The 20,904-nt window shown below is 64.7% G+C and carries 21 protein-coding genes; 12 read left to right on the forward strand and 9 right to left on the reverse strand.

Translation table 11 applies throughout. The features are described from left to right. Positions 1-38: 38 nt before the first annotated feature. Positions 39-1,484, reverse strand: a complete 1,446-nt coding sequence (locus GD627_RS12550) for a stealth family protein (protein ID WP_152273085.1) — start codon at positions 1,482-1,484, stop codon at positions 39-41. Positions 1,485-1,898: 414 nt separating this feature from the next. Here GD627_RS12550 and GD627_RS12555 point away from each other — a divergent pair, with 414 nt between their 5' ends. From GD627_RS12555 to GD627_RS12580, 6 genes are all read left to right on the forward strand, one after another. Further along, the gene (locus GD627_RS12555) at positions 1,899-2,519 is read left to right on the forward strand and encodes a hypothetical protein (protein ID WP_152272788.1); all 621 of its coding nucleotides are present in this window, start codon (positions 1,899-1,901) and stop codon (positions 2,517-2,519) included. 207 nt (positions 2,520-2,726) lie between these two features. Further along, positions 2,727-3,371 (forward strand): DUF6318 family protein, encoded by a 645-nt coding sequence (locus tag GD627_RS12560; RefSeq protein ID WP_281350004.1) that lies wholly within the window; start codon positions 2,727-2,729, stop codon positions 3,369-3,371. Positions 3,372-3,722: 351 nt separating this feature from the next. Next, positions 3,723-4,247 (forward strand): DUF6318 family protein, encoded by a 525-nt coding sequence (locus GD627_RS12565; protein ID WP_152272790.1) that lies wholly within the window; start codon positions 3,723-3,725, stop codon positions 4,245-4,247. A gap of 331 nt (positions 4,248-4,578) precedes the next feature. Next, complete coding sequence (locus GD627_RS12570; RefSeq protein WP_246165482.1) at positions 4,579-5,154, forward strand: hypothetical protein; 576 nt, start codon at positions 4,579-4,581, stop codon at positions 5,152-5,154. A gap of 266 nt (positions 5,155-5,420) precedes the next feature. Then, positions 5,421-6,017 carry a DUF6318 family protein gene (locus GD627_RS12575; protein ID WP_281350005.1) on the forward strand — a complete coding sequence of 199 codons (597 nt, stop codon included), beginning with the start codon at positions 5,421-5,423 and terminating at the stop codon, positions 6,015-6,017. A 315-nt stretch (positions 6,018-6,332) separates the two neighbouring features. Continuing rightward, the gene (locus tag GD627_RS12580) at positions 6,333-6,908 is read left to right on the forward strand and encodes a hypothetical protein (RefSeq protein WP_246165484.1); all 576 of its coding nucleotides are present in this window, start codon (positions 6,333-6,335) and stop codon (positions 6,906-6,908) included. A gap of 112 nt (positions 6,909-7,020) precedes the next feature. On the opposite strand, the gene GD627_RS12585 is transcribed toward GD627_RS12580, so the two are convergent. The 3 genes from GD627_RS12585 to GD627_RS12595 are packed head-to-tail and all read right to left on the reverse strand — an operon-like array spanning position 7,021 to position 9,070. Continuing rightward, entirely contained in the window at positions 7,021-7,815 is a 795-nt protein-coding gene (locus GD627_RS12585; RefSeq protein WP_152272791.1) for an MSMEG_6728 family protein, read from the reverse strand. A 12-nt stretch (positions 7,816-7,827) separates the two neighbouring features. Continuing rightward, positions 7,828-8,385, reverse strand: coding sequence for a GNAT family N-acetyltransferase (locus tag GD627_RS12590; RefSeq protein WP_152272792.1), 558 nt, complete (start codon positions 8,383-8,385; stop codon positions 7,828-7,830). A 49-nt stretch (positions 8,386-8,434) separates the two neighbouring features. Then, positions 8,435-9,070, reverse strand: coding sequence for a DUF1684 domain-containing protein (locus GD627_RS12595; protein WP_152272793.1), 636 nt, complete (start codon positions 9,068-9,070; stop codon positions 8,435-8,437). Between the two features lie 22 nt (positions 9,071-9,092). On the opposite strand from GD627_RS12595, the gene GD627_RS12600 reads away from it, so the two are divergent. Both GD627_RS12600 and GD627_RS12605 read left to right on the forward strand, forming a co-directional pair. Further along, complete coding sequence (locus tag GD627_RS12600) at positions 9,093-9,839, forward strand: TSUP family transporter (protein ID WP_152272794.1); 747 nt, start codon at positions 9,093-9,095, stop codon at positions 9,837-9,839. A 73-nt stretch (positions 9,840-9,912) separates the two neighbouring features. Beyond that, complete coding sequence (locus tag GD627_RS12605) at positions 9,913-11,205, forward strand: cell division protein PerM (protein WP_152272795.1); 1,293 nt, start codon at positions 9,913-9,915, stop codon at positions 11,203-11,205. On the opposite strand, the gene GD627_RS12610 is transcribed toward GD627_RS12605, so the two are convergent. Then, positions 11,202-11,633, reverse strand: coding sequence for a hypothetical protein (locus GD627_RS12610; protein WP_152272796.1), 432 nt, complete (start codon positions 11,631-11,633; stop codon positions 11,202-11,204). The two genes, GD627_RS12605 and GD627_RS12610, sit on opposite strands and share 4 nt — an antisense overlap. Positions 11,634-11,673: 40 nt before the next feature. Here GD627_RS12610 and purN point away from each other — a divergent pair, with 40 nt between their 5' ends. Continuing rightward, positions 11,674-12,252 (forward strand): phosphoribosylglycinamide formyltransferase, encoded by a 579-nt coding sequence (gene purN / locus GD627_RS12615; protein ID WP_152272797.1) that lies wholly within the window; start codon positions 11,674-11,676, stop codon positions 12,250-12,252. 8 nt (positions 12,253-12,260) lie between these two features. Here the strand turns inward: purN and GD627_RS12620 are convergent, their stop codons facing one another. Beyond that, a complete protein-coding gene (locus tag GD627_RS12620; RefSeq protein WP_152272798.1) occupies positions 12,261-13,613 on the reverse strand; it encodes an MFS transporter in 1,353 nt (450 codons plus the stop codon). A 262-nt stretch (positions 13,614-13,875) separates the two neighbouring features. Here GD627_RS12620 and purH point away from each other — a divergent pair, with 262 nt between their 5' ends. From purH to GD627_RS12635, 3 genes are all read left to right on the forward strand, one after another. Continuing rightward, complete coding sequence (purH, locus tag GD627_RS12625; RefSeq protein ID WP_152272799.1) at positions 13,876-15,489, forward strand: bifunctional phosphoribosylaminoimidazolecarboxamide formyltransferase/IMP cyclohydrolase; 1,614 nt, start codon at positions 13,876-13,878, stop codon at positions 15,487-15,489. A gap of 163 nt (positions 15,490-15,652) precedes the next feature. Next, positions 15,653-16,888 carry an NADP-dependent isocitrate dehydrogenase gene (locus GD627_RS12630; RefSeq protein ID WP_152272800.1) on the forward strand — a complete coding sequence of 412 codons (1,236 nt, stop codon included), beginning with the start codon at positions 15,653-15,655 and terminating at the stop codon, positions 16,886-16,888. 140 nt (positions 16,889-17,028) lie between these two features. Then, on the forward strand, positions 17,029-18,000 hold the full coding sequence (locus GD627_RS12635) for a bile acid:sodium symporter family protein (protein ID WP_152272801.1): 972 nt from the start codon (positions 17,029-17,031) through the stop codon (positions 17,998-18,000). Between the two features lie 92 nt (positions 18,001-18,092). Here the strand turns inward: GD627_RS12635 and GD627_RS12640 are convergent, their stop codons facing one another. From GD627_RS12640 to GD627_RS12650, 3 genes are all read right to left on the reverse strand, one after another. After that, positions 18,093-18,632, reverse strand: a complete 540-nt coding sequence (locus GD627_RS12640) for an Hsp20/alpha crystallin family protein (RefSeq protein ID WP_152272802.1) — start codon at positions 18,630-18,632, stop codon at positions 18,093-18,095. A gap of 182 nt (positions 18,633-18,814) precedes the next feature. Next, a complete protein-coding gene (locus tag GD627_RS12645; RefSeq protein WP_152272803.1) occupies positions 18,815-20,284 on the reverse strand; it encodes a glutamate-cysteine ligase family protein in 1,470 nt (489 codons plus the stop codon). Between the two features lie 9 nt (positions 20,285-20,293). Next, positions 20,294-20,830: a hypothetical protein gene (locus GD627_RS12650; RefSeq protein ID WP_152272804.1), complete on the reverse strand. Its 537-nt coding sequence runs from the start codon at positions 20,828-20,830 to the stop codon at positions 20,294-20,296. Positions 20,831-20,904 lie beyond the last annotated feature (74 nt).

The raw sequence follows: 20,904 nt of genomic DNA on the forward strand, positions 1-20,904 counted from the left end.
GCACTTCGGTGCGTTCCGCGCCGTCGTCGTTAATCCCCCTAGTTTTCCCAGGGAGCCTTCACGGGGAAGTACTTCTCCAGGAACTCCGTCACCCGCCGGGCCCGTTCCTCGGCAGGAACCTCCGGGAAGCTTCCGTCATTGAGGCAGAACATGTCCTTGTGGCGTTTGGCCAGCAGCCGGTCCATCAGCTTCAGCCCGGCGTAGCTGGTGGTGTCCACGTACTTCACTTTCGCCGTCTCCTGCGTCACCGCCCGGCCGGTGAGCAGTGCGTAGTAGTGGTAGAGCGAATTGGTCACGGAGATGTTGTCCTGGGCGCGGAAGGTGCTCGCTGCAGTGGCGGCGAACTCTTCGGGGAACTCCTCCTCCATCTCCAGCAGGACGCTGCGGCGCAGGGGAGCTGCCGTGTGTTCCAGGTGGCGGGTGGTCACCCGGCCGAAGCGTTCCCAGAGCAGCCGCCGGTTGACCCGCGCCGCATTTTCAAACCCGCTCCGCTCCGGATCATTGGCGCCGAGGCCGATCCGGGTGCTGGCCTCGATGAACTTGGTGATCCCGCCGGGGGAGAAGAACATGTCCGGGGCCACCGGACGGCCGAAGAACATGTCGTCATTGGAGTACAGGAAGTGCTCGGCCAGTCCCGGGATGTGCTGCAGCTGGGCTTCGACAGCCTGGGAATTATGGGTGGGCAGTACCGACGGGTCCTTGAAGTGCTCCGCGGCGGGCACAAACGTCACCGACGGGTGCTCGGCAAGCCAGTCAGGACGCGCGGAATCCGAGGCAATGAAGATGCGGCGGATCCACGGCGCGAACATATGCACCGAGCGCAGGGCATACTTGAGCTCGTTGATCTGGCGGAAGCGGGCCTCATGGTCGTCGCCCTCACCCACCACCGCATCCTTCATCCGGGCGGCGCGGGCGGCCTGGAATTCGGCGGAGCTGCCGTCCACCCAGGAGAACACCAGATCGATGTCGAACCGGATGTCCGTGGCGTGGTCGGCAAACATGTTCTCGATGGTCGGCCAGAGCAGGCCGTGCTTTTCCACGGTTCCCCGCACCACTTCCGCGGCCGGGAGGGTACGCCGGGTGAGGGAGTTCTCGACCGGCAGCGTGATGCTGTCCCCTTCCAGGTCCCAGAGTTCAATCTGCACACCGGCGGCAACGGATATCAGCAGGTTGGTGCCGGTGAACGCCCGCGGCCGGTACACCCGGATGATCCGCGCCCTGTCGTTGGATGTGAGGCTGCCGTCTGCAATCAGCAGGGTCCGGCTCTTTTTGATGTCTACCGCGCGGGAGTAGAACGGCTCGGTTTGGCAGGCCTCAACCATTGCCTTCCGCAACTCCTGGCGCCTCCGGAGGTCGACGGCGATCACCGGGCGCTGATCATTGCCGCGCACCAGAAGGTAGGGCACGCCGGCGTCGTCCAGGACCCGGCGGATGAAGAGCAGGTCCTCCACCATGGCCTCGTGCGGAGTCAGCCCGGTATCCATAAGGCTCAGGCGTCCGCGCACCAGGGCCACATCGGGCTGCTGCTCCACCCGGTGGAGGGCAGCGGGGGAAGCGGCCTGCAGCGCCGCCGGCTCGAGTTCCGGTTCCGGAGCTCCGAAATAGACATCATGGACAGCGGATGTATCGGTAATGGGAACCTCCTGGGACGGATAGGCGCCGGCAGTGCAGGCGCAGAGTGGAGTGCGGCGCTGCACGGGAACTGCTGCCGGGAATCCGGCGGGTACTTCGGGATGGGCCGTGGATGGTCCTGGCGCTATGTGCTCACATGCACGCCGCCAGTAGCATGGTGTTCGGACACGGACATCGCGGGAGTTGATGTGGGATACCGTAACACCGCCCGACGCAGTACGCCCCGAAACGCTATGCCTCGTAGCATTAGCGTCCGTAACACTGGCTTGATTGCGGCAGCACTTCTCCTCTCCACCGTACCCTCCTGTGCTGCCCCGCAGCAGGAGGAGGGCCGGACGTCGTCGGCGCCGCAATGGTCCAGCTATACGACGGCGGACGGCAGCCTGCGCTTCGAGCACCCGCCGGAGTGGGATGTTCGGGAGCTGCCGGCTCTTGCCAATGACCCGGCGGGCGGGGTGTCCCTGCAGGTGGTCGACGCCGGCGGACGCGTGTTGGCCGAGCTGGATACGGGCATCATCACCGACCTGAGCTGCACCGATCCCGCGGAGCCGGCAGCGTACGTGGAGTATGAGAGCATTCCGATGCCGGACCTGGATTCGAAACAGGGGTCCGAGCAGCGTTTTGTCTACCGTTCCCTGGGTCCGTCCGGGGGCCGGGCGGCGCAGGCGACCTACGCCGTGGTGAGCGGTCAGCAGCCGGCTGGCCAGTGCGGACTCTTTGATTTCTTTACTCTGACGGAGTCCAGCGGCGGCCGGTTCGCGGGGGAGTTCGCGGACAGTGCGGGTGCATCGCAGGAGGAATACCTTGAAGGGGCTTCCCGGTACCGGGAAACACAGGAATACCGGGATCTTCGAGAGATGCTGACCTCACTGCGCAACGCGGACTAGCTGCGGGCGGATAGCTGCTGGACTCCGTTCAGCCGACACTCCCAAATGCCTCATTCATAAGAACGCGGATTTCTGTGAGCCACGCTGGAGCCCTGTGGATAAGCCGTTAGGCGCGGCAGCGTCCTGATTACTATGGCGGAACCGACTGCTTGATCCTTTGTCTCGCGGCCCACCCAGCCTTGGGGTTTTCGAATGCGTAGAACTGAAATGCTCCGTCCTCCCGTGCGGTTGAAGCTCGCGACCGCCTCCGTTGCGGTCCCGTTGCTGCTCCTCTCGGCGTGCTCGGGCGATTCCGGTGATTCCGGAGCTGGGGAGTCGCCTTCGAGTCCGGCTTCCACGGCTGCGGCAACGGTGGGTCCCACTCCCACGCCGAGCGCGACGTACAGACCCGCGTCGGCTGAGGGGCCGGCGGAGAACGTTCCGTTGCCGGTGATGCCGGAGGAAGCGAAGGTGCAGTCCAAGGAGGGGCTCGAGGCCTTTGCCCGGTACTGGTACGACCTCATCAATTACGGATTCGAGACCGGCGACGTAGATCCGATTAAGGCGATCAGCGGGCCGGAATGCGTTGTTTGCGACAACTTCTACAGGATGGTCGCGTCTGGTTATAAGGATGAAGATTGGATCAGCGGTGGGGCCCTGGTCGTTCAAGGCGTCAGTTCGGAATATGTCCTGACGCCCGAAGGTCGCTACCAAGTGCTGATCCAAAATGCACAAGAAGCATCGGAATACTATGGTCCCGGGGTCTTTTACGGCACTCGTGAAGGCTATCCGGAGCCGGGAGTGCAGATCATCGAAGCGAGATACCGCGCGGATGGTTGGTACGCCGAGAGAGTCGATACGATCAGTGGCTAAGACGACATCGCTGGCTCCCCAGCGACCAATCTTTCTCGGATGCCTAGGTTCACTTGCCGTTGTTTGTGCAACAAGCGGCACGACTGCTAGCCGCAGTCCGGACCACGCTGGTGCCCTGTGGATAAGTCGTTAGTCTCTGCAGCGTCCTGACTACTATGGCCGAACCGGCTGCTTGATCGTGTGTTTCGCGGCCTACCCGACTTTGGGGGTTTTCGAATGCGCAGAAGTTTTATTTCCCGCCGTCCCGGGTGGTTGAAGCTTGTGGCCGTTATGGCTGCTTTCCCGATGCTGTTCCTGTCGGCGTGCTCGGAGGCGGCGGGGGATCCAGGGCCGGCGGAGTCGCCTACGGGTGTGAGCTCCTCGCCTACGCCGTCCGAAACGCCGACGCCCACACCGAGCGCTACGTACAAGCCTGCATCGGCTGAGGGGCCGGCGGAGAACGTTCCGCTGCCGGTGATGCCGGCGGAGGCGAAGGTGCAGTCCAAGGAGGGGCTGGAGGCCTTTGCCCGGTACTGGTACAACCTCATCAATTACGGATTCGAGACCGGCGATGTAGAGCCGATTAAGGCGATCAGCGGGCCGGAATGCGCTGTTTGCAAGAACTTTTATCAGATTGTTGGACCCGGCTACAAAAATAGCGACTGGATCAAAGGAGGAGAGCTAGTCGTTCGAAGCGTCCATTCTAACTATGTGGTAACACCGGAAGGGCTTTATCAGGTACTGATTCAAAACGTACAAGAACCCCTGGAGTACTTTGGTCCCGGCGTCCTCTACGGCGTGCATGAGGGTTATCCAGAGCCTGGAGTTCAGATGATCGAGGCCCGATACACCGCAGATGGTTGGTACGCCGAGCACGTTGTAACCATCGAGGGTTAAGAAGGCGAGCATGACACGCTGGCAGTCATTTAGTTTCGGGATTATAGGGTCGCTAATGATTGCGATGCTGGGGAGTCCGGTTACTGCTATTGCAGTCACAGGCGACGGGGGATTTAGAGATGACAAAGTAATAGCCGGGGCCGCTTTTCACGAGGATCCAGCCTCAGGAGTTTGGACGCAAATGCCTGTAGGAATTCCAGATAACCTGAGCGGCTATCGTTTTGAGCCGGTTTGTTTTGATGATCTGGCCGGAGATGTGGAGTGTCTGGCTGCCAACCAAGCCGCGTGCACCGCCGGGGAGGACGGCCGTCTCGTGTTTTGGTTCTCCGGTTTGAAGACAACCGACCCGAGTACCTGGCCTAAGGTCGGTGAGACCCCGTCGTGCATTTACTCCGAAGAGCCGGTCGATGTCGGGCAGCGGATCCAGCAGCAGATCCTCACCGCATTCCAGGAACGCCCGATAGCTGCCGGAAAGGTGGTCCTGCAGCCCAGCCCGCACACCTTGGTCGGGATGGAAACCAACGTCTACATTGACGCCGCCGAGCAGACCTTCGAAATGGTCTTGCTGGACCAGACCATCAGAATTATTGCCACCCCCACGGAGTTTGAACTGAACTACGGGGACGGGTCGGTGTACGGGCCTACCAGCACCCCGGGAGCGCCGCTGCATCAGGACCGGTGGGGTGAGCAGACCCAGACCAGCCACCGGTATGCGGCCAGCGGGGATTACCAGGTGGTGGCGACGGTGCACTTCTCCGGAACGTACTCGGTGAACGGCGGACCGATGATTCCGATTGACGGGCGGGCAGCCGTGCCTTCCGAGCGCCAGACTCTGCGCGTCTGGCGCGCTGAAACCCGCAGCGTTGCGGACAACTGCCTGATCAACCCGAGCGGTGTCGGATGCTAGGCAGGCACAAATACGGAGTAGGACAACGTCGCGGGAGTGGAAGCGGCCGTGCGCCGTCGTCGGGTTGTCAGCCGTGGTCCGGACCACGCTGGTGCCCTGTGGATAAGTCGTTAGTCTCTGCAGCGTCCTGACTACTATGGCCGAACCGGCTGCTTGATCGTGTGTTTCGCGGCCTACCCGACTTTGGGGGTTTTCGAATGCGCAGAAGTTTTGTTTCCCGCCGTTCCGGGCGGTTGCAGCTTGTGGCCGTCATGCTTGCTTTCCCGATGCTGTTCCTGTCGGCGTGCTCGGAGGCGGCGGGGGATCCCGGGCCGGCGGAGTCGCCTACGGGTGGGACCTCCTCGCCGACGCCTACTTCCACTCCGACTCCGACGCCCACCCCGAGCGCTACGTACAAGCCTGCATCGGCGGAGGGGCCTGCGGAGAACGTTCCGCTGCCGGTGATGCCGGAGGAAGCGAAGGTGCAGTCCAAGGAGGGGCTGGAGGCCTTTGCTCGCTACTGGTATGACCTCATCAATTACGGATTCGAGACCGGCGACGTAGAGCCGATTAAGGCGATCAGTGGCCCGGAATGCGTTGTTTGCGACACTTTCTACCGCACTGTTGATTACGGCTTTGATGAAGCTGGATGGATCCTAGGGGGCAGTATCAAAGTCGAGGACGCATTCTCGGAGTACATACTCACCTCGGACGGCCGCTATCAGGTACTGGTGCAACAGACTCAAATCCCTACGTCCTACTACGGACCAACTGGCATCACGGCTAGCGCGGATGGAACGACAGAGCCGGCGGTACAAATGATGGAGGCGCGTTACACCTCCGCGGGTTGGTATGCCGAAGACGTAGTCACTATTTGGTCTTGAACAATGAGAATCCGCAAGGTGCTAATCGGTGTGAGCGTTCTGATGACTATTCTGACGGGAGCATCATGGGCCGCTGCAGATGACGGCTTTCCCCCTGGCTTCTACGAAGACAAGATCCGAGCAGGAGGTTACACGCGGGACCCGGCGACTGGGGCTTGGACACAAATGCCTGTCGGAATTCCCGACGACCCTTTTGGATACCGCTTTGAACCGGTCTGTTTTGACGACCTCGCAGGAAACGTCGAATGCCTCGCAGCTAACCAGGCGGCCTGCACGGCTGGCGAGGACGGGAGGTTGGTGTTTTGGTACCGAGGTTTGAAGACTCGGGACTCCGCGTTGTGGGAAAAGGTCAGCGAAACCCCGTCGTGCATTTACTCGGAAGAGCCGGTCGATGTCGGGCAGCGGATCCAGCAGCAGATCCTCACCGCATTCCAGGAACGCCCGATAGCTGCCGGAAAGGTGGTCCTGCAGCCCAGCCCGCATACCTTGGTCGGGATGGAAACCAACGTCTACATTGACGCCGCCGAGCAGACCTTCGAAATGGTCTTGCTGGACCAGACCATCAGAATTATTGCCACCCCCACGGAGTTTGAACTGAACTACGGGGACGGGTCGGTGTACGGGCCTACCAGCACCCCGGGAGCGCCGCTGCATCAGGACCGGTGGGGTGAGCAGACCCAGACCAGCCACCGGTATGCGGCCAGCGGGGATTACCAGGTGGTGGCGACGGTGCACTTCTCCGGAACGTACTCGGTGAACGGTGGGCCGATGATTCCGATTGACGGGCGGGCAGCTGTGCCTTCCGAGCCCCAGACTCTGCGCGTCTGGCGTGCTGAAACCCGTAGCGTTGCGGACAACTGCCTGATCAACCCGGGCGGTGTCGGATGCTAGGCAGGCACAAATATCTGGCGAGTCCCGCCTCGATAATGTTGCTCGGGGCAGGACTCGTAGGCTGCTCCCAAACGCCCGGCCTCCGCAGGGCGGACCCAACAAATCACAGCTGTTAGACGGACTCCGGCCGCGGCACCGCAAACAGCGTCCGGGGATCCTGCAGCACCGCCGGATAGGCGAACGCCGATCGCGGAATGCTCCCGGAAAGCTTCACCTGCCGCATCGCCGTATCGTTTGTCAGTTCCACCGGGCCCACACGGCCCAGCAGCAGCCGGGTCCGGTCAGCCGGCGAAAGAACCGCCACGCGGTCGCCGTCGTCCATGTCCTCCAGCAGACGCACCAGCTGCCGGCCGCGTTTGCCCGCAATCGGAGTGCCCTTGGCAGAGCGCATCGGCAGCGCAATCGCGGCAGCATCGCCGTCGGGAACAGCACGCGCCACCCACAATGCCTCCCCGGGAGCCGGATCCATTGGATCGGGAATGTCCGCAGGGGAGGGCCAGACATAGGGAAGGCCGCCGTCGGTATCCGGAAACAGGGGACCGTAAACCTCCGGAGACTTTTCAATCAGGTTCGAGCGGTGGCTGCGGTGCAGATCCTCGTCCCCGATCCAGGGCGGAAGCTCGACGCCGCCTTCCGCAGCCTCCGGGGCGAACTCCAGGATCTGTTCCCGCACCGTATCGGCATGTCCGCGGGCAATCCATTCGTCCGTCATGGCCAGACCGTACGTGGTGAGCGCAGGGACAAAGCCCTTCCACATCATCAGGGCGGGGTGGTGCTGCCAGCCGTAATCGGGCACCACCAGTCCGCGCAGGAGCTGCAGGGTTTCCACCCGCTGTTTACCGAGCCGCGCCTGGTCCAGGACAGCGGCGCTGCGGGCGAACTCCGGATACGGAAGGAAGGTCTGCACGGGCCTAGTCTGTCACTGCCGAACGCTGCCCAGTTGCCGCACCATGATCAGGTCCCGGAATGATTGGGCTCCCACTCGGAAGGACCGGCGCCCGGAAGTCTGGAACCCGGACTTGCGGTAAAAGGACTGGGCCCGCACATTCACGTTGTTCACGCCCAGCCAGAGGGACCGTGACCCCGCGGACTCAGCCTCCCCCGCGGCGGCTTCCATCAGCTCTCCGGCCACGCCTCTGCCATGGACCTCAGGATGCAGGTAGAACTTGCTCAGCTCAGCAGAGGGCTGCAGGGCCCTGCCCGTTTCCAGTGCCTCCAGCACATCCGGATCCGCGGGCGGCTCCAGGACCAGCAGGCAGTATCCGAGAAGCCGGCCGTCCTGCCGGGCCACCAGCACCTGCCGGGTGTCGTCGGACAGGTACCCGCTGAAACGTGCGGCGGAAAGATTCGCCGCGACAAACGCCGCACTGTCCTCCGGCGTCACTTCCGGCGGGCAGGCCAGCGGAAAAGTGACAGCGGCCAGTTCGGCGAGTTCGGGAACATCTTCAGGAACTGCGGGGGAGATGGAAGCCTGCACCCTTCCAGCATAGGCATGCACCGGAAGGTGCCGGCAGGGAGGGCAGCGATTAGTACCGTTGGTACAGTTCGCCTACCTGCAGGGCGGTGTCCACGGTATTGTCCGGACCCGGCAGCGGGCAGGCCCAGGACTCGTCATACGCGCAGGACGGGTTGTAGAGGAAGTTGAAATCCAGCACCAGGCTGCCGGGCAGCGTGCCCTGTCCGAGATCCGCACCCTTGATGGTGTCCAGCAGGTACCGGCCGCCGCCGTAACTGCCGCCGTCGACGCCGGAGGTGGCATCCCGGACGGGAATGAAGATCCCGCCGCCGTAGGAGTCCAGATGCCATACCGCCAGGCTCCCCACACCTTCGGCGCGGACCGTGCCAAGCCGGGTGAACGGAACCAGGCCGTCCGTCCCCGTGGCCACCTCCATCTTCCGGCCGGCACCCTCGTCGTCAATCACTGCCTCGAAACGGAAGGCGGGATCATAGCGGGCGGTCCGCAGCCCGCGGAAGCGGCGGCGCGTGTCCTCGGGAAGGGGCGACGCCGGGTGGGTGCCGAAGAGGCGGTCCCGCCCGGTGGTCCACAGGGCGTGGGCGTGCGGCGTCGAGATCCCCTCGGCGGCACGGCGGGCCTGCGCATAGAGGGCGAACGTGTTACGGCGCCAATCGGCGGTGGCAAGGGCTGTGACAGGAGAAACCATTCGTCCAGCGTAATGTGTTCGAGTGACTACCGGACTCCTCATCGTGGTGCTCGTCGCCATCTTTATCGGCGCGATCGCCCAGCGGATCGCCGGCCTGGGCTTTGCGCTCCTGATTTCCCCGTTCCTCGTCATCATCCTCGGCTCCCACGGGGGAGTGCTGATGGTGAATATCTGCGGGATGGTCTCTTCGCTGCTCATCTTGTCCCGCGTCTGGCGGGACGTGGACTGGGCGATGTACCGGTGGCTTGCCATCCCTGCAGTCATCGCCAGCGTTCCGGCGTCTGCGGCGGCGGTCTTCCTGCCTTCGGCCCCGCTCGCCGTGACGGTGGGCGCCGTCGTCCTGGCCGCCCTGAGCATCTCCCTGCTCCTGCAGCGCACCTCCCTGGTGCTGACCGGCAACATGCCCAAGGCCGTGGCCGGCTTCGCCTCCGGTATCACCAATGCAATGGCCGGTGTCGGCGGTCCGGCCGTCAGCGTGTACGCGCTGCTGGCCCGCTGGCCGCAGCGCCCGTTCGCCGCCACCCTGCAGCCCTTCTTCGTCACCACCGCAAGCGTCACCCTGACCTCCAAGCTGCTGCTGGACCCGGGACAAATGCCGCCGTTCCAGCCCTGGGCGTGGGCGCTGATCGGGGTCATGATCGTGGGCGGGATCTATGCCGGTGAGAAACTGCAGCGCTTCATCCGCGATGACCAGGCCCGGATGGCCGTGATCGTTATTGCCTTCATCGGCGCCGCCGCGGCGCTGGTCAAGGGCCTGGTGGACCTCTAGTGCCGGCGGCAGTTACCCGACTCACGCCGGAGCCTCAACGGGCGGCGCGGGCTCGGGTGGCACGATAGAAGCGATGAAAATTTTATTGCGCCCGAAGAAGCCGGGTGTGCCGCCCATGCCGCTCTGGCTGCAGGGAACCTTCGAACTGGGCCAGGCGGCGGTGCTGTCGGCTTTGCTGGTGCTGCTGCCGCTCGTGGGCGTGTGGTTTGCCGGCGGTTTCACCGAACGGGATTTCACTTCCCTGGCACGCCTCGGAGGGCAGGCGTGGCTGCTGATCCACGGAGTGCCGCTGTCCCTGACCTTCCCGGCGGGTGAACTGGGCGAAGCGCCGGCCACCGGCCTGCTGTCCTTCTTCCCGCTCGGGCTGACGCTGATTCCGTTCTTCCTCTCCTGGCGTGCCGGCCGGCGTCTGGCCCGGGCCTCCTACACGGACCAGCTCTGGCAGGCGCTGCTGGGTGCCCTGGGCATCTATGCGGTGATCGGCGCCGCCGCGGCCTACCTGTGCCGTACCGACGCTGTCGGGATCTCGGTGGCCGCCGGCGCTCTGGTACCCCTGATCGCCGCCGGTGCCGGACTTATTGTGGGTGCGCGGATCGAGGCCGGGTCCTGGGTACGCCTGATCGGCGTGGACCTGACCGATTGGATTGCCCGCACCAGTCAGCATTCCCGCTGGGCGGGATCCTATGTCTGGGCCGCCCTGCGGGCCGGAGCCGTCGGCACAGTCGCCGCGCTGGGCCTTTCCGCCCTGCTGCTGGTGGCAGCTTTGGCGTTGAACTGGGCCGAGATGACTTCCGTCTACGAACGGCTCGACGCCGGTGCGCTCGGCGGTGCGGTGCTCACGGTGGTGGAACTGGGGCTGATGCCCAACTTCATGGTGTGGACGCTGGGCTGGGCCTCAGGCGCTGGCTTCTCTCTGGGGACCGGCAGCATCATCAGCCCGCTGGAAACCACGGTGGGCCCGCTGCCCGCTCTTCCGGTCCTGGCCTCCCTGCCCATCGGGACCATGGAATACGGATACGTCGCCCTGCTGATCCCGGTGATGGCCGGCATCCTGGCCGGCTGGTGGTTCCTCCGGGAAGGGGAAAACCACTTTGACGAGTGGCTCTCCATCAAAATCCGTGCCCGCTGGTTCACCGCACCGGTGTCCACGCTGATCCTGGGCGCGATCGTTGGCGTGTTCTCCGGCATCCTGGCCGCCGGCGCCGCTTGGCTGGCACGGGGATCCCTGGGCATCGGACGCTTCGTTGGCCTCGGACCGGACCCGCTGTGGCTGGGATTGTGGGTGGCCGCGGAAGTGGGAATCGGCGTCGTCATCGGGTACGCCGTGGGCCCGTGGCTTGAGCGTGAACCCAAGCTGGAGGTTTAGCGGACCTGCTGGAACGGCAGGTAGTCCGCCTCGCATTCATCCACGCCGCTCAGGGTAAGTGCTGACTGCATGCACGCCTCGTACGTGGCGGTTTCATCCCAGAGCAGGACCATTCCGGCCAGCCCGAGTGTGGTGAGGAAGGTGACCACCAGGCCCAGCGAGATCAGCACCGGCATCAGTGCCCCAGCCCGGCGCCTGGCCACCTTGACCAGGGCGATGATGCCGATCACGAGGGCGGCGATTCCCAGCACGAGGGGGAAGAGCTTCCAGGGCAGGACCAGGCCGGTGCTCAGCAGCATGGCCGCCAGCAGGAGCCAGAAGATCCGGACGAACTGAACCGCGCTGCGCTTCTGCTCCTCGGTGGGTGCCGGGCGGCCCCCTGGTGTCTGCAGGGTGGAGGTCTGGTGTTGGGTGCCGTCGTCATTCATGGGTTTAAGCCTAGGGGACGCTGCCGCCTATGGTGGACGCATGCGCATCGTAGTCCTCGTGTCCGGTACCGGGTCCAACCTCCAGGCAGTGCTGGATGCCGTCCGTGACGGCCGGCTCGACGTCGAGATTGCCGCCGTCGGCTCCGATCGTCCGGGAACGCAGGGGGTCCGGCGCGCCGCCGACGCCGGCTACCCGACCTTCGTGGTCCCCTTCCGGGACTATCCGGTCCGGGCGGACTGGAACCGGGACCTCACGGAGAAGGTGGCTTCCTATGACCCGGATCTGGTGCTCTCCTCCGGTTTCATGCGGATTGTGGACGAGTCTTTCATCGCGCGGTTCGACGGACGCTACCTGAATACCCATCCGGCGCTGCTGCCGTCCTTCCCGGGCGCGCACGGCGTGCGCGACGCACTTGCCTACGGAGTCAAGGTCACCGGCTGCACGGTGCACTGGGCCGACGCCGGCGTCGACACCGGGCCCATCCTGGCCCAGGCCGCCGTCGAGGTGCTCGACGGCGACACCGAGGAGACCCTGCATGAACGTATTAAGGTCCAGGAACGCCGGCTGCTGATCGAAACCCTGGACCGGATCAGCCGCGGGGGCATCCCGAAGCTGTAACCGCCGGGTTACTCCAGCGCCGCGCCCCTGGTTTCCGGGGCAAATTTCGCCATCCACAGCACGGCCAGGAGAACCAGCACCCCGGCCAGCGCGAAGGACAGCGGCAGCCCGAGGTACGGCCACAGCACCGACACGAAGATCAGCGGCCCGAAGCCGGCACCGACCCGGGACACCGTTGATGCCCACCCGAAGCCGCTGCCGCGCAGGTTGGTGGGATAAAGCTCCGAGACATAGGTGTAGAGGACCGGGATGGCCACCTGCACCACAAACCCGTACACCAGCAGCCAGATCGTCGCGGCCGTGGGAACCTCCACCACGAGGGCGACCACCACCAGAATGCCGGCGGACAGGGGGCCGGTGACCGCCAGGATCCATTTCCGGCCGACTTTTTCGACCAGCAGTGCAGCAGCAATCACGCCCAGCAGCCCGACGGCAGCCATCCCGGAAGTGGTGAGGAAGGCCCGGTATTCGGCGAAGCCTGCGTCCACGAGGATTTTCGGCATCCACTGCAGGGCCAGGTAGTAGACCAGCAGGATGGTGAGGAACAGGGACCAGGCGGTGATGGTGGTCTTCGTGCTGAATCGCCAGAGGTCCGCCAGCTGGGCGCCCATGGTGCCCAGGGACAGCTTCTCGGGGGCCTGGGGCTCGGGCAGGCGCCACTTGGTCTGGGTTCCGCCGGTGCGCCGGACCAGATCGTCAATAACGGCTGAGGCTTCCTCGGCCCGTCCCTTGCGAACGAGGTAAAGGGGAGATTCGGGAACCGAGCGCCGGACCCAGAAGACCAGGAACGCGGGGATCACCATGATCAGCATGGTGTACCGCCAGTCCGCAAAGGTGGCCATGATCGCGGCCGAGGTGACGCCGCACAGTGCTGCGCCCACCGGCCACCAGCCGTCCATGCCGGTCAGGACCCGTCCGCGCTGCTTTTTGGGGGTGAATTCACCTACCAGGGCGTAGTCGACGGGAACACACCCGCCCAGCCCGAAGCCGGCCATAAAGCGGAAGACGCAGAACCAGACGATATCCGGGGAAAAAGCACCCAGCACCGTAAAGATCGAGAACACCAGCAGGGTGGCGGAAAAGGCCCGTTTCCGGCCGATCGCATCCGCAATGGAACCCCAGACGAAGGCGCCGATGGCCATGCCGAGCAGGTTGGCCGTTCCGATCCACGCTGCCTGCGCCGGGGCAAGCGCCCATTCCTTGGACAGCAGCGGAATCAGGACGCCGTTCAGGGTCACGTCCCAGGCATCGAACATAAAGCCGAGCCCGCCGATGAGGAAGATTTTGCCCTGGACTTTCCACCTCCAGGGCAGGTTCTGGACCACCTGGTCTCCGGTGGGCAGGGTGTCGGTAACGGACATCGGGTATGTGGCCTTTCGGAGGGGAGGTGCGTGGGTCCGGGGAAACGATACCCGTTGGAAGCGCCGGCCTGTGGATACCACGCAAACCGGTTCCGGTGTCCGGGGAGATCAGCCCATGCCTGGCCTCCTGCCCCCGGAACGGAAAACCCGCCACCAAGACACGTTGTTACCTCCAGCCCGGGGCAGGCGGAAGGCAAAGGCATAAACTTCTCGTGGGCCGCACGGCCTGCGCACCGATCATCGACTACTTGGAGTGTCAGCTGTGACCAATCCCGTCCTCGACCGTGTTCCTATCCGCCGGGCCCTGATCTCGGTCTACAACAAGACCGGCCTGACGGAACTTGCGCAGGGCCTCGCCGCAGCCGGCGTCAGCATCGTCTCCACCGGTTCCACCGCGAAGCAGATCGCCGCCGCCGGGATTGCCGTCACCGAAGTGTCCGAGGTGACCGGCTTCGCCGAATGCCTGGACGGACGCGTCAAAACGCTGCATCCCCGGGTCCACGCCGGAATCCTGGCCGACCGCCGCCGCGAAGACCACATTGCCCAGCTGGAGGAAATGGACATTGAACCCTTCGACCTTGTGGTGGTGAACCTGTATCCCTTCGTGGAGACCGTCCGGTCCGGGGCGGGGCAGGACGAGGTGGTGGAGCAGATCGACATCGGCGGCCCGTCCATGGTCCGCGCAGCCGCGAAAAACCACCCGTCGGTCGCGGTGGTGGTGGACCCCGGCAAGTACGCCGACGTCGTCACGGCGGCTGGGGAAGGCGGGTTCAGCCTGACGGAACGACGCCGGCTGGCCGCCGAAGCGTTCGCCCACACCGCCGCCTATGACACTGCCGTTGCCACCTGGACCGCGGAGCAGTTCGGCGACGGCACAGACGAAGGAACCAAATGGCCGGCGTACACGGGGCTGGCCCTGGAACGCGCCGAAGTGCTGCGTTACGGCGAAAACCCGCACCAGGACGCCGCGTTGTATGTAGACAAGAACGCCCGTCCCGGCGTCGCCCAGGCCGACCAGCTCCACGGCAAGGCCATGTCCTACAACAACTATGTGGATGCCGACGCCGCCCTGCGCGCCGCCTTTGACTTCGAGGAACCGGCCGTCGCCGTGGTCAAACACGCCAACCCGTGCGGCATTGCCGTGGCCACACCGGGCGCCGCGGATCCGATCGCCGACGCCCACGCGAAGGCCCATGCCTGCGACCCGGTCTCGGCCTTCGGCGGAGTAATTGCCGCGAACCGCACGGTTACCGCGGGCATGGCGCAGACGGTGAAGGACATCTTCACCGAAGTGGTGATCGCCCCCGACTTCGAGCCGGAGGCGGTGGAGATCCTCTCGGCGAAGAAGAACATCCGCCTGCTCACACTGCCGGACGGCTACGGACGCAACGACGCGGAATTCCGGCAGGTCTCCGGCGGCGTGCTGTTGCAGAAGGCGGACAGGCTGCAGGCCGAGGGCGACAATCCGGCCAACTGGAGCCTCGTAGCGGGGGACGCTGCGGACGAGGCGACGCTGGCGGACCTGGCCTTCGCCTGGTCCGCCGTCCGGGCAGCGAAGTCCAACGCCATTCTGCTGGCCAGGGACGGCGCCTCCGTCGGGGTGGGCATGGGACAGGTGAACCGCGTGGATTCGTGCAGGCTCGCCGTCGAACGGGCCAACACCCTCGGCGCGGACGGCGGGGAGCGTGCCCGCGGCGCGGTAGCCGCCTCCGACGCCTTCTTCCCGTTCGCGGACGGCCTGCAGATCCTTCTCGATGCCGGCGTCCGCGCCGTGGTGCAGCCGGGCGGGTCCATTCGGGACCCCGAAGTCATGGAGGCGGCCGCAGCCGCAGGAGTCACCATGTACTTCACCGGCGCCCGCCACTTCTTCCACTAACGCGGGGCCGATCCCGGGGGCGGTGCAGGTACTGCGCCGCCCCCGCTGTTTAGGGCCCGGATAGTGGGCTGTGGCATAGTTGGACTCAAACACAAGCCAAAAAGACGGGTTCCGTCATGCCTCAAGACATGCTCCGGTGCCCACCAACACACTAGGAGAACGTGTGGCTGAGAAAATTAAGGTTGTGGGCTCTGTCGTTGAGCTCGACGGCGACGAGATGACCCGCATCATCTGGCAGTTCATCAAGGACCGCCTGATCAACCCGTACCTGGACGTAGACCTGAAGTACTACGACCTCTCCATCCAGAACCGCGATGCAACCGATGACCAGGTCACCATTGACGCTGCCAACGCCATCAAGGAACACGGCGTGGGCGTTAAGTGCGCCACCATCACCCCGGACGAAGCACGCGTCGAGGAATTCGGCCTGAAGAAGATGTGGGTCTCCCCGAACGGAACCATCCGCAACATCCTGGGCGGCGTGGTCTTCCGCGAGCCGATCATCATCTCCAACATCCCGCGCCTGGTCCCGGGCTGGAACAAACCGATCATCATCGGCCGCCACGCCCACGGCGACCAGTACAAGGCCACGAACTTCAAGGTTCCCGGTGCCGGCACCCTGACGCTGACCTACACCCCGGCCGACGGCAGCGAAGAAATCAAGCAGCAGGTTGTCACGTACAACGAAGATGGCGGCGTCGCCATGGGTATGTACAACTTCAACGACTCGATCCGCGACTTCGCCCGGGCGTCCTTCGCCTACGGCCTGCAGCGCAACTACCCGGTGTACCTCTCCACCAAGAACACCATCCTGAAGGCCTACGACGGCCAGTTCAAGGATCTGTTCCAGGAAGTCTTCGACGCCGAGTTCAAGGACCAGTTCGAAGCAGCCGGCCTCACCTACGAGCACCGCCTGATCGATGACATGGTTGCCTCCGCGATGAAGTGGGAAGGCGGCTACGTCTGGGCCTGCAAGAACTACGACGGCGACGTCCAGTCCGACACCGTTGCACAGGGCTTCGGCTCACTGGGGCTGATGACCTCCGTGCTGATGACCCCGGACGGCCAGACCGTCGAGGCCGAAGCTGCACACGGCACGGTGACCCGTCACTACCGCCAGCACCAGCAGGGCAAGCCCACCTCCACGAACCCGATCGCCTCGATCTTCGCGTGGACCCGTGGCCTGATGCACCGCGGCAAGCTGGACAACACCCCCGAGGTCATCAACTTCGCCGAAACCCTTGAAGACGTTGTCATCAAGACGGTTGAATCCGGCAAGATGACCAAGGACCTGGCACTGCTGGTTGGCCCCGAGCAGCCGTACCTCACCACTGAAGAGTTCCTCGCCGCACTGGACGAGAACCTCAAGGCCCGTCTGGGCGCCGAGGTTGCAGCTTAGGTTTTACTGCACTTCCGACGACGGCGCGCTGCCCCTTACCGGGGCGGCGCGCCGTCGTCGTTAACCGCGGGTGCTTCCCCGTCCATGAAGCACACGCGTAATAAATAGCCACGGGGCACCCGCGGTGCCACCATGTGGGAATGTCGAATTCCACCACAGCGCCGCCCGGGCCCGGCGCCGCGAAAAGCGCCGAAGAGCGAAGCGCCCGCATAGCGGTTACCGTTTTCCCGCTGCTGATTGTTGCCGGGGGAGCGGTGGCGCTGTTCTTTCCGCAGCCCTTCACCGGCCTGTCCGGCTACATCAATCCGGGTCTGATGCTCATTATGTTCGGAATGGGCCTGACCCTGACCCTGCCGGACTTCGCGCTGGTGGTCCGGCAGCCGCTGCCCGTCCTGCTGGGTGTGGTGGCCCAGTTCGTGATTATGCCCCTGCTGGGCTTCGGGATTGCCTGGGCACTGCAGCTGAGTCCTGAACTCGCGGCCGGCGTGATCCTGGTCGGCTGCGCGCCCGGCGGCACGGCATCGAACGTGGTCACCTACCTTGCCCGCGGCAACGTGGCCCTCTCCGTGGCGATGACCTCCGTGTCCACCCTGCTGGCCCCTCTGCTCACGCCGCTGCTCGCGCTCTGGCTCGCCGGCCGGTATATGGCGGTCGACGCCGGGTCCATGGCGTGGTCGATCGTCCAGATTGTCCTGATTCCCGTCATTCTGGGACTGGTGATCCGCGCACTTGTGCCCCGGCTGGTGGACCGGGTCCTGCCCGTGCTGCCGTGGATCTCGGTCGCGGCCATCACCTTCGTGGTCATTGCCGTGGTCTCGGGAAGCGCGGAGGCCATCTTCACCGCAGGCTGGCTGATCCTGCTGGCGGTGGTGCTGCACAATGGCCTGGGCCTGGGGCTGGGTTACGGTGCCGCCAAGCTGTTCCGGCAGCCGATCCCCTCACGGCGGACGATGGCCATTGAGGTGGGTATGCAGAACTCCGGGCTCGCCGCGGGACTGGCGAAACAGTACTTTGCCCCGGAGGCGGCCCTGCCGGCAGCGGTCTTCTCGGTCTGGCACAACGTCTCGGGCGCTTTGATGGCTGCCATCTGGCAGCGCAGGCCCTCGGCCTGACAGCCGGTTCGCACGGCGAGGGGCAGCCCAGGACATACCGCGGGCCCCGGAGATTGGTCTCCGGGGCCCGCAGTGCTTTTCAGGGGTGGGAACTAAATGCCCGCACCCTTGTCGCCGGACGACGAAGGGCCGCTGGAACCGGGCGACGCCGAGCCAGAGGACCCGCCGCTGCCCGAGGAGGAGACCGACGCCGGCTCCGACGTGGACTGGCCGGAGATGGTGTGGTCATCCTTGTAGGCCGCGGCAACCTCGATCTTGCGGGGCTTGGAGCGTTCGCTCACCGGGATGAACACGCTCAGCACGCCGTTCTCATACTTGGCGGAAATCGACTCGATATCAATGCCCTGGCCGAGGTTCAGCTGCCGCAGGAAACTTCCGCTTTCCCGCTCACGGGTCAGCCAGGTTGCACCCTCGGAAGTCTGGATGGTCCGTTCGGCCCGGATGGTCAGCAACTGGCCGTCCACGTCCACATCCACCGAACCCGGGTCGATGCCCGGCAGGTCCGCATTGAGGATGTAGTGGTCGCCTTCCCGGTACAGGTCTATCGGCATCAGCCGGAGCCGCTGCCTCGGATCGAGGAGGGCACCGGCAACCCGGTCGAGCTCGCGGAATGGATCAAACTTCATCGCCATTGTCATCAACTCCTGTTGCACCGGCACCCGGCAGGGTCCCGGTGGTGGAATGCTGTTGTTGGAAAAGGCCCGCTCAAGGTTGAGTCTTCCCGACTCAACGATGCAATTCAGGCTAGCACCGGGCACTTTCGACTGCTAGGTTCCGGTTGCGGTTTCCGTCCTCCGGTGCCCGTTTTCTCCGGTCACCCCAGCGGCCAGGAGTGTACGGCGGCATTCGTGTGCATGTTCTCCCAGTACAGCCGCGAGAGCTCGCGCAGAGCTGCCGGTCGCTGCAGCCCGGTGCCTTCCAGGCGGCGCAGCGTGGCGATCTGCCAGGCGGCCCCGTTCTGCTCGGTGCGGGCCCGCTCCGCCACCACGGAGAGATAACGGTCAATCAGGGAGGAATCCACCTTTAGCTCCCTCAGCCCTTCGGCAGCCTGCGGAACGAGATGGCGCAGAATCAGTTCCGCCACGGGAATCTCGCCGATTCCGGGCCAGTACACCGAGGCCTCCAGCCCGTGCCGGGCGCAGTTGAGGAAGTTGTCCGATGCCGTCTTGAACGCAACGCGGCTCCACAGCGGGCGGTCAGCCGTGCGGAGGTACTCTACGAGGCCGTAGTAGAACGCAGCATTGGCCACGACGTCCAGGACGGACGGACCGGCCGGCAGGACGCGGTTCTCCAGCCGCAGGTTGGGTGTCCCGCTGCCCGGATCGTAGATCGGGCGGTTCCAGCGGTAAACCGTGCCGTTATGCAGGCGCAGCTCGGAAAGCAGCGGTGCGCCCAGGGCGGTGGCGTCCGCACCGTTTTCCGAAAGCTCCGGAAGCAGCGCGGGAAAATAACGCACGTTTTCCTCGAACAGGTCGAATATCGAGGTAATCCAGCGCTCCCCGAACCAGACGCGCGGGCGCACGCCCTGAGTGCGCATTTCCGGCGGGCGGGTGTCAATGGCCTGCTTGAAGAGTTCGATCCGGGTTTCGTGCCAGAGCAGATGCTCCATGAAGATCGGGGAATTCGCGGCAAGGGCAACCTGCGGCGCCGCGATCATCTGCGCCGCGTTCCAGGCCGGCGCGAACTGATCAGGGGAGACTTCCAAATGCAGCTGGACCGAAGTGCATGCAGCCTCCGGGGCAATGTTCTGCGCGTAGAAGGACAGGGGCTCCGGACCTGCCAGATCCAGGAAGACGTCCTCCCCGCGCGCCTGGAGGACTGACGTGTTCAGCGCGGCATAGCGCTGGCCGCTGCTGAGCCAGTCCCAGCCGTCCATGAAGCGGGGGGTCAAGGTGGGGAGGATTCCCACCATCATGATGTCCGCGGCTTCCTGGGCTGCCCGTTCATCCGCGCGGTTCAACTGCATGCGCAGGCTGTCTTCCAGCTCCTTTAGCCCAAACTGGCCCACCGCCATCGCGGGGTGGTTCATTTCGATGTTGAAGGCACCGATCTCGGTCTGGAAGGCCGGATCAGCAATGCGCTCGAGGACGGCCTTGTTCCGCAGGGCGGGGGAGAAGTCCCGGTTGGTCAGGTTCAGCTCAAGTTCCAGGCCGATGCTGGCCGTGTCCGCAAACTGTGCGGTGGAAAGGTAATGAGCGAAGTGGTCGAGGTTTTCCAGCAGGCGCTGCCGGTAGGCTGTGCGCTGCGCGCGGCTGAAAGTCCTGCTCGTGACTTCTGCACCCATGGCCCGCTACTAGTTCTTCAGGCCCTTGAGGACATTGGCAGGGCGTTGCATTTCACCATGCTGGGCGCCCATCACTATGACGGCCCCGGACAGCACCGGGAGGCTCCACTGCAGGATTTTCAGCTGGCGCTGGGCGGACTTCAGTTCCTTGGATGCGCCTTCGCGGGGTTCCGTGGCTCCCTGGCCGCCCTCCTCTGCCAGCTTCCCGACCTTGCTGCCAAGAATGCCCGAATACAGCGTGGCTACGGCGGCGAGCACGGTAACCGCCGTTTTGTAGACGGTGAGGGCGCCGACGCCTTCCTGCTTGGCCACCCGCGTTTTGTTGTCGCCCACCAGTGCCAGCCCGGCAAGGAGGTGCAGGCCAATTGCGCCGGCTTGGACGGGTGCCCATTTCTTCCAGCCGAGCGCGGAAAGCCGGGTCCGTTCGGCCGGGTCCTTGGCCTCGGCCGCAGCGCCGTTCAGGCCCACGGCACCCATGAGGGAGCCTCCGAACCAGGCAGCCGCCGTCAGGTCATGGACAGAGCGCGCTATGAGGTTTGCTGCCAAGGGATGCTCCTGTGGGTAGTGAGCCGGGGGTGCAGCCGTACCGGAAATCCGGCGGGAACGGGCTCCGCGGCTCT

It is taken from the genome of Arthrobacter yangruifuii (genome assembly GCF_009192775.1).
GTDB classification, from domain to species: domain Bacteria; phylum Actinomycetota; class Actinomycetes; order Actinomycetales; family Micrococcaceae; genus Arthrobacter_B; species Arthrobacter_B yangruifuii.

Excerpts from the sequence above, each read along its gene's own strand:
- purN (WP_152272797.1), top strand. The coding sequence starts at position 11,674 with ATGCGCATCGTAGTCCTCGTGTCCGGTACCGGGTCCAACCTCCAGGCA.
- GD627_RS12640 (WP_152272802.1), bottom strand. The coding sequence starts at position 18,632 with ATGGCGATGAAGTTTGATCCATTCCGCGAGCTCGACCGGGTTGCCGGT.
- GD627_RS12620 (WP_152272798.1), bottom strand. The coding sequence starts at position 13,613 with ATGTCCGTTACCGACACCCTGCCCACCGGAGACCAGGTGGTCCAGAAC.
- GD627_RS12610 (WP_152272796.1), bottom strand. The coding sequence starts at position 11,633 with ATGAATGACGACGGCACCCAACACCAGACCTCCACCCTGCAGACACCA.
- GD627_RS12560 (WP_281350004.1), top strand. The coding sequence starts at position 2,727 with ATGCTCCGTCCTCCCGTGCGGTTGAAGCTCGCGACCGCCTCCGTTGCG.
- GD627_RS12635 (WP_152272801.1), top strand. The coding sequence starts at position 17,029 with ATGTCGAATTCCACCACAGCGCCGCCCGGGCCCGGCGCCGCGAAAAGC.
- GD627_RS12575 (WP_281350005.1), top strand. The coding sequence starts at position 5,421 with ATGCTGTTCCTGTCGGCGTGCTCGGAGGCGGCGGGGGATCCCGGGCCG.
- GD627_RS12605 (WP_152272795.1), top strand. The coding sequence starts at position 9,913 with ATGAAAATTTTATTGCGCCCGAAGAAGCCGGGTGTGCCGCCCATGCCG.
- GD627_RS12645 (WP_152272803.1), bottom strand. The coding sequence starts at position 20,284 with ATGGGTGCAGAAGTCACGAGCAGGACTTTCAGCCGCGCGCAGCGCACA.
- GD627_RS12550 (WP_152273085.1), bottom strand. The coding sequence starts at position 1,484 with ATGGATACCGGGCTGACTCCGCACGAGGCCATGGTGGAGGACCTGCTC.
- GD627_RS12595 (WP_152272793.1), bottom strand. The coding sequence starts at position 9,070 with ATGGTTTCTCCTGTCACAGCCCTTGCCACCGCCGATTGGCGCCGTAAC.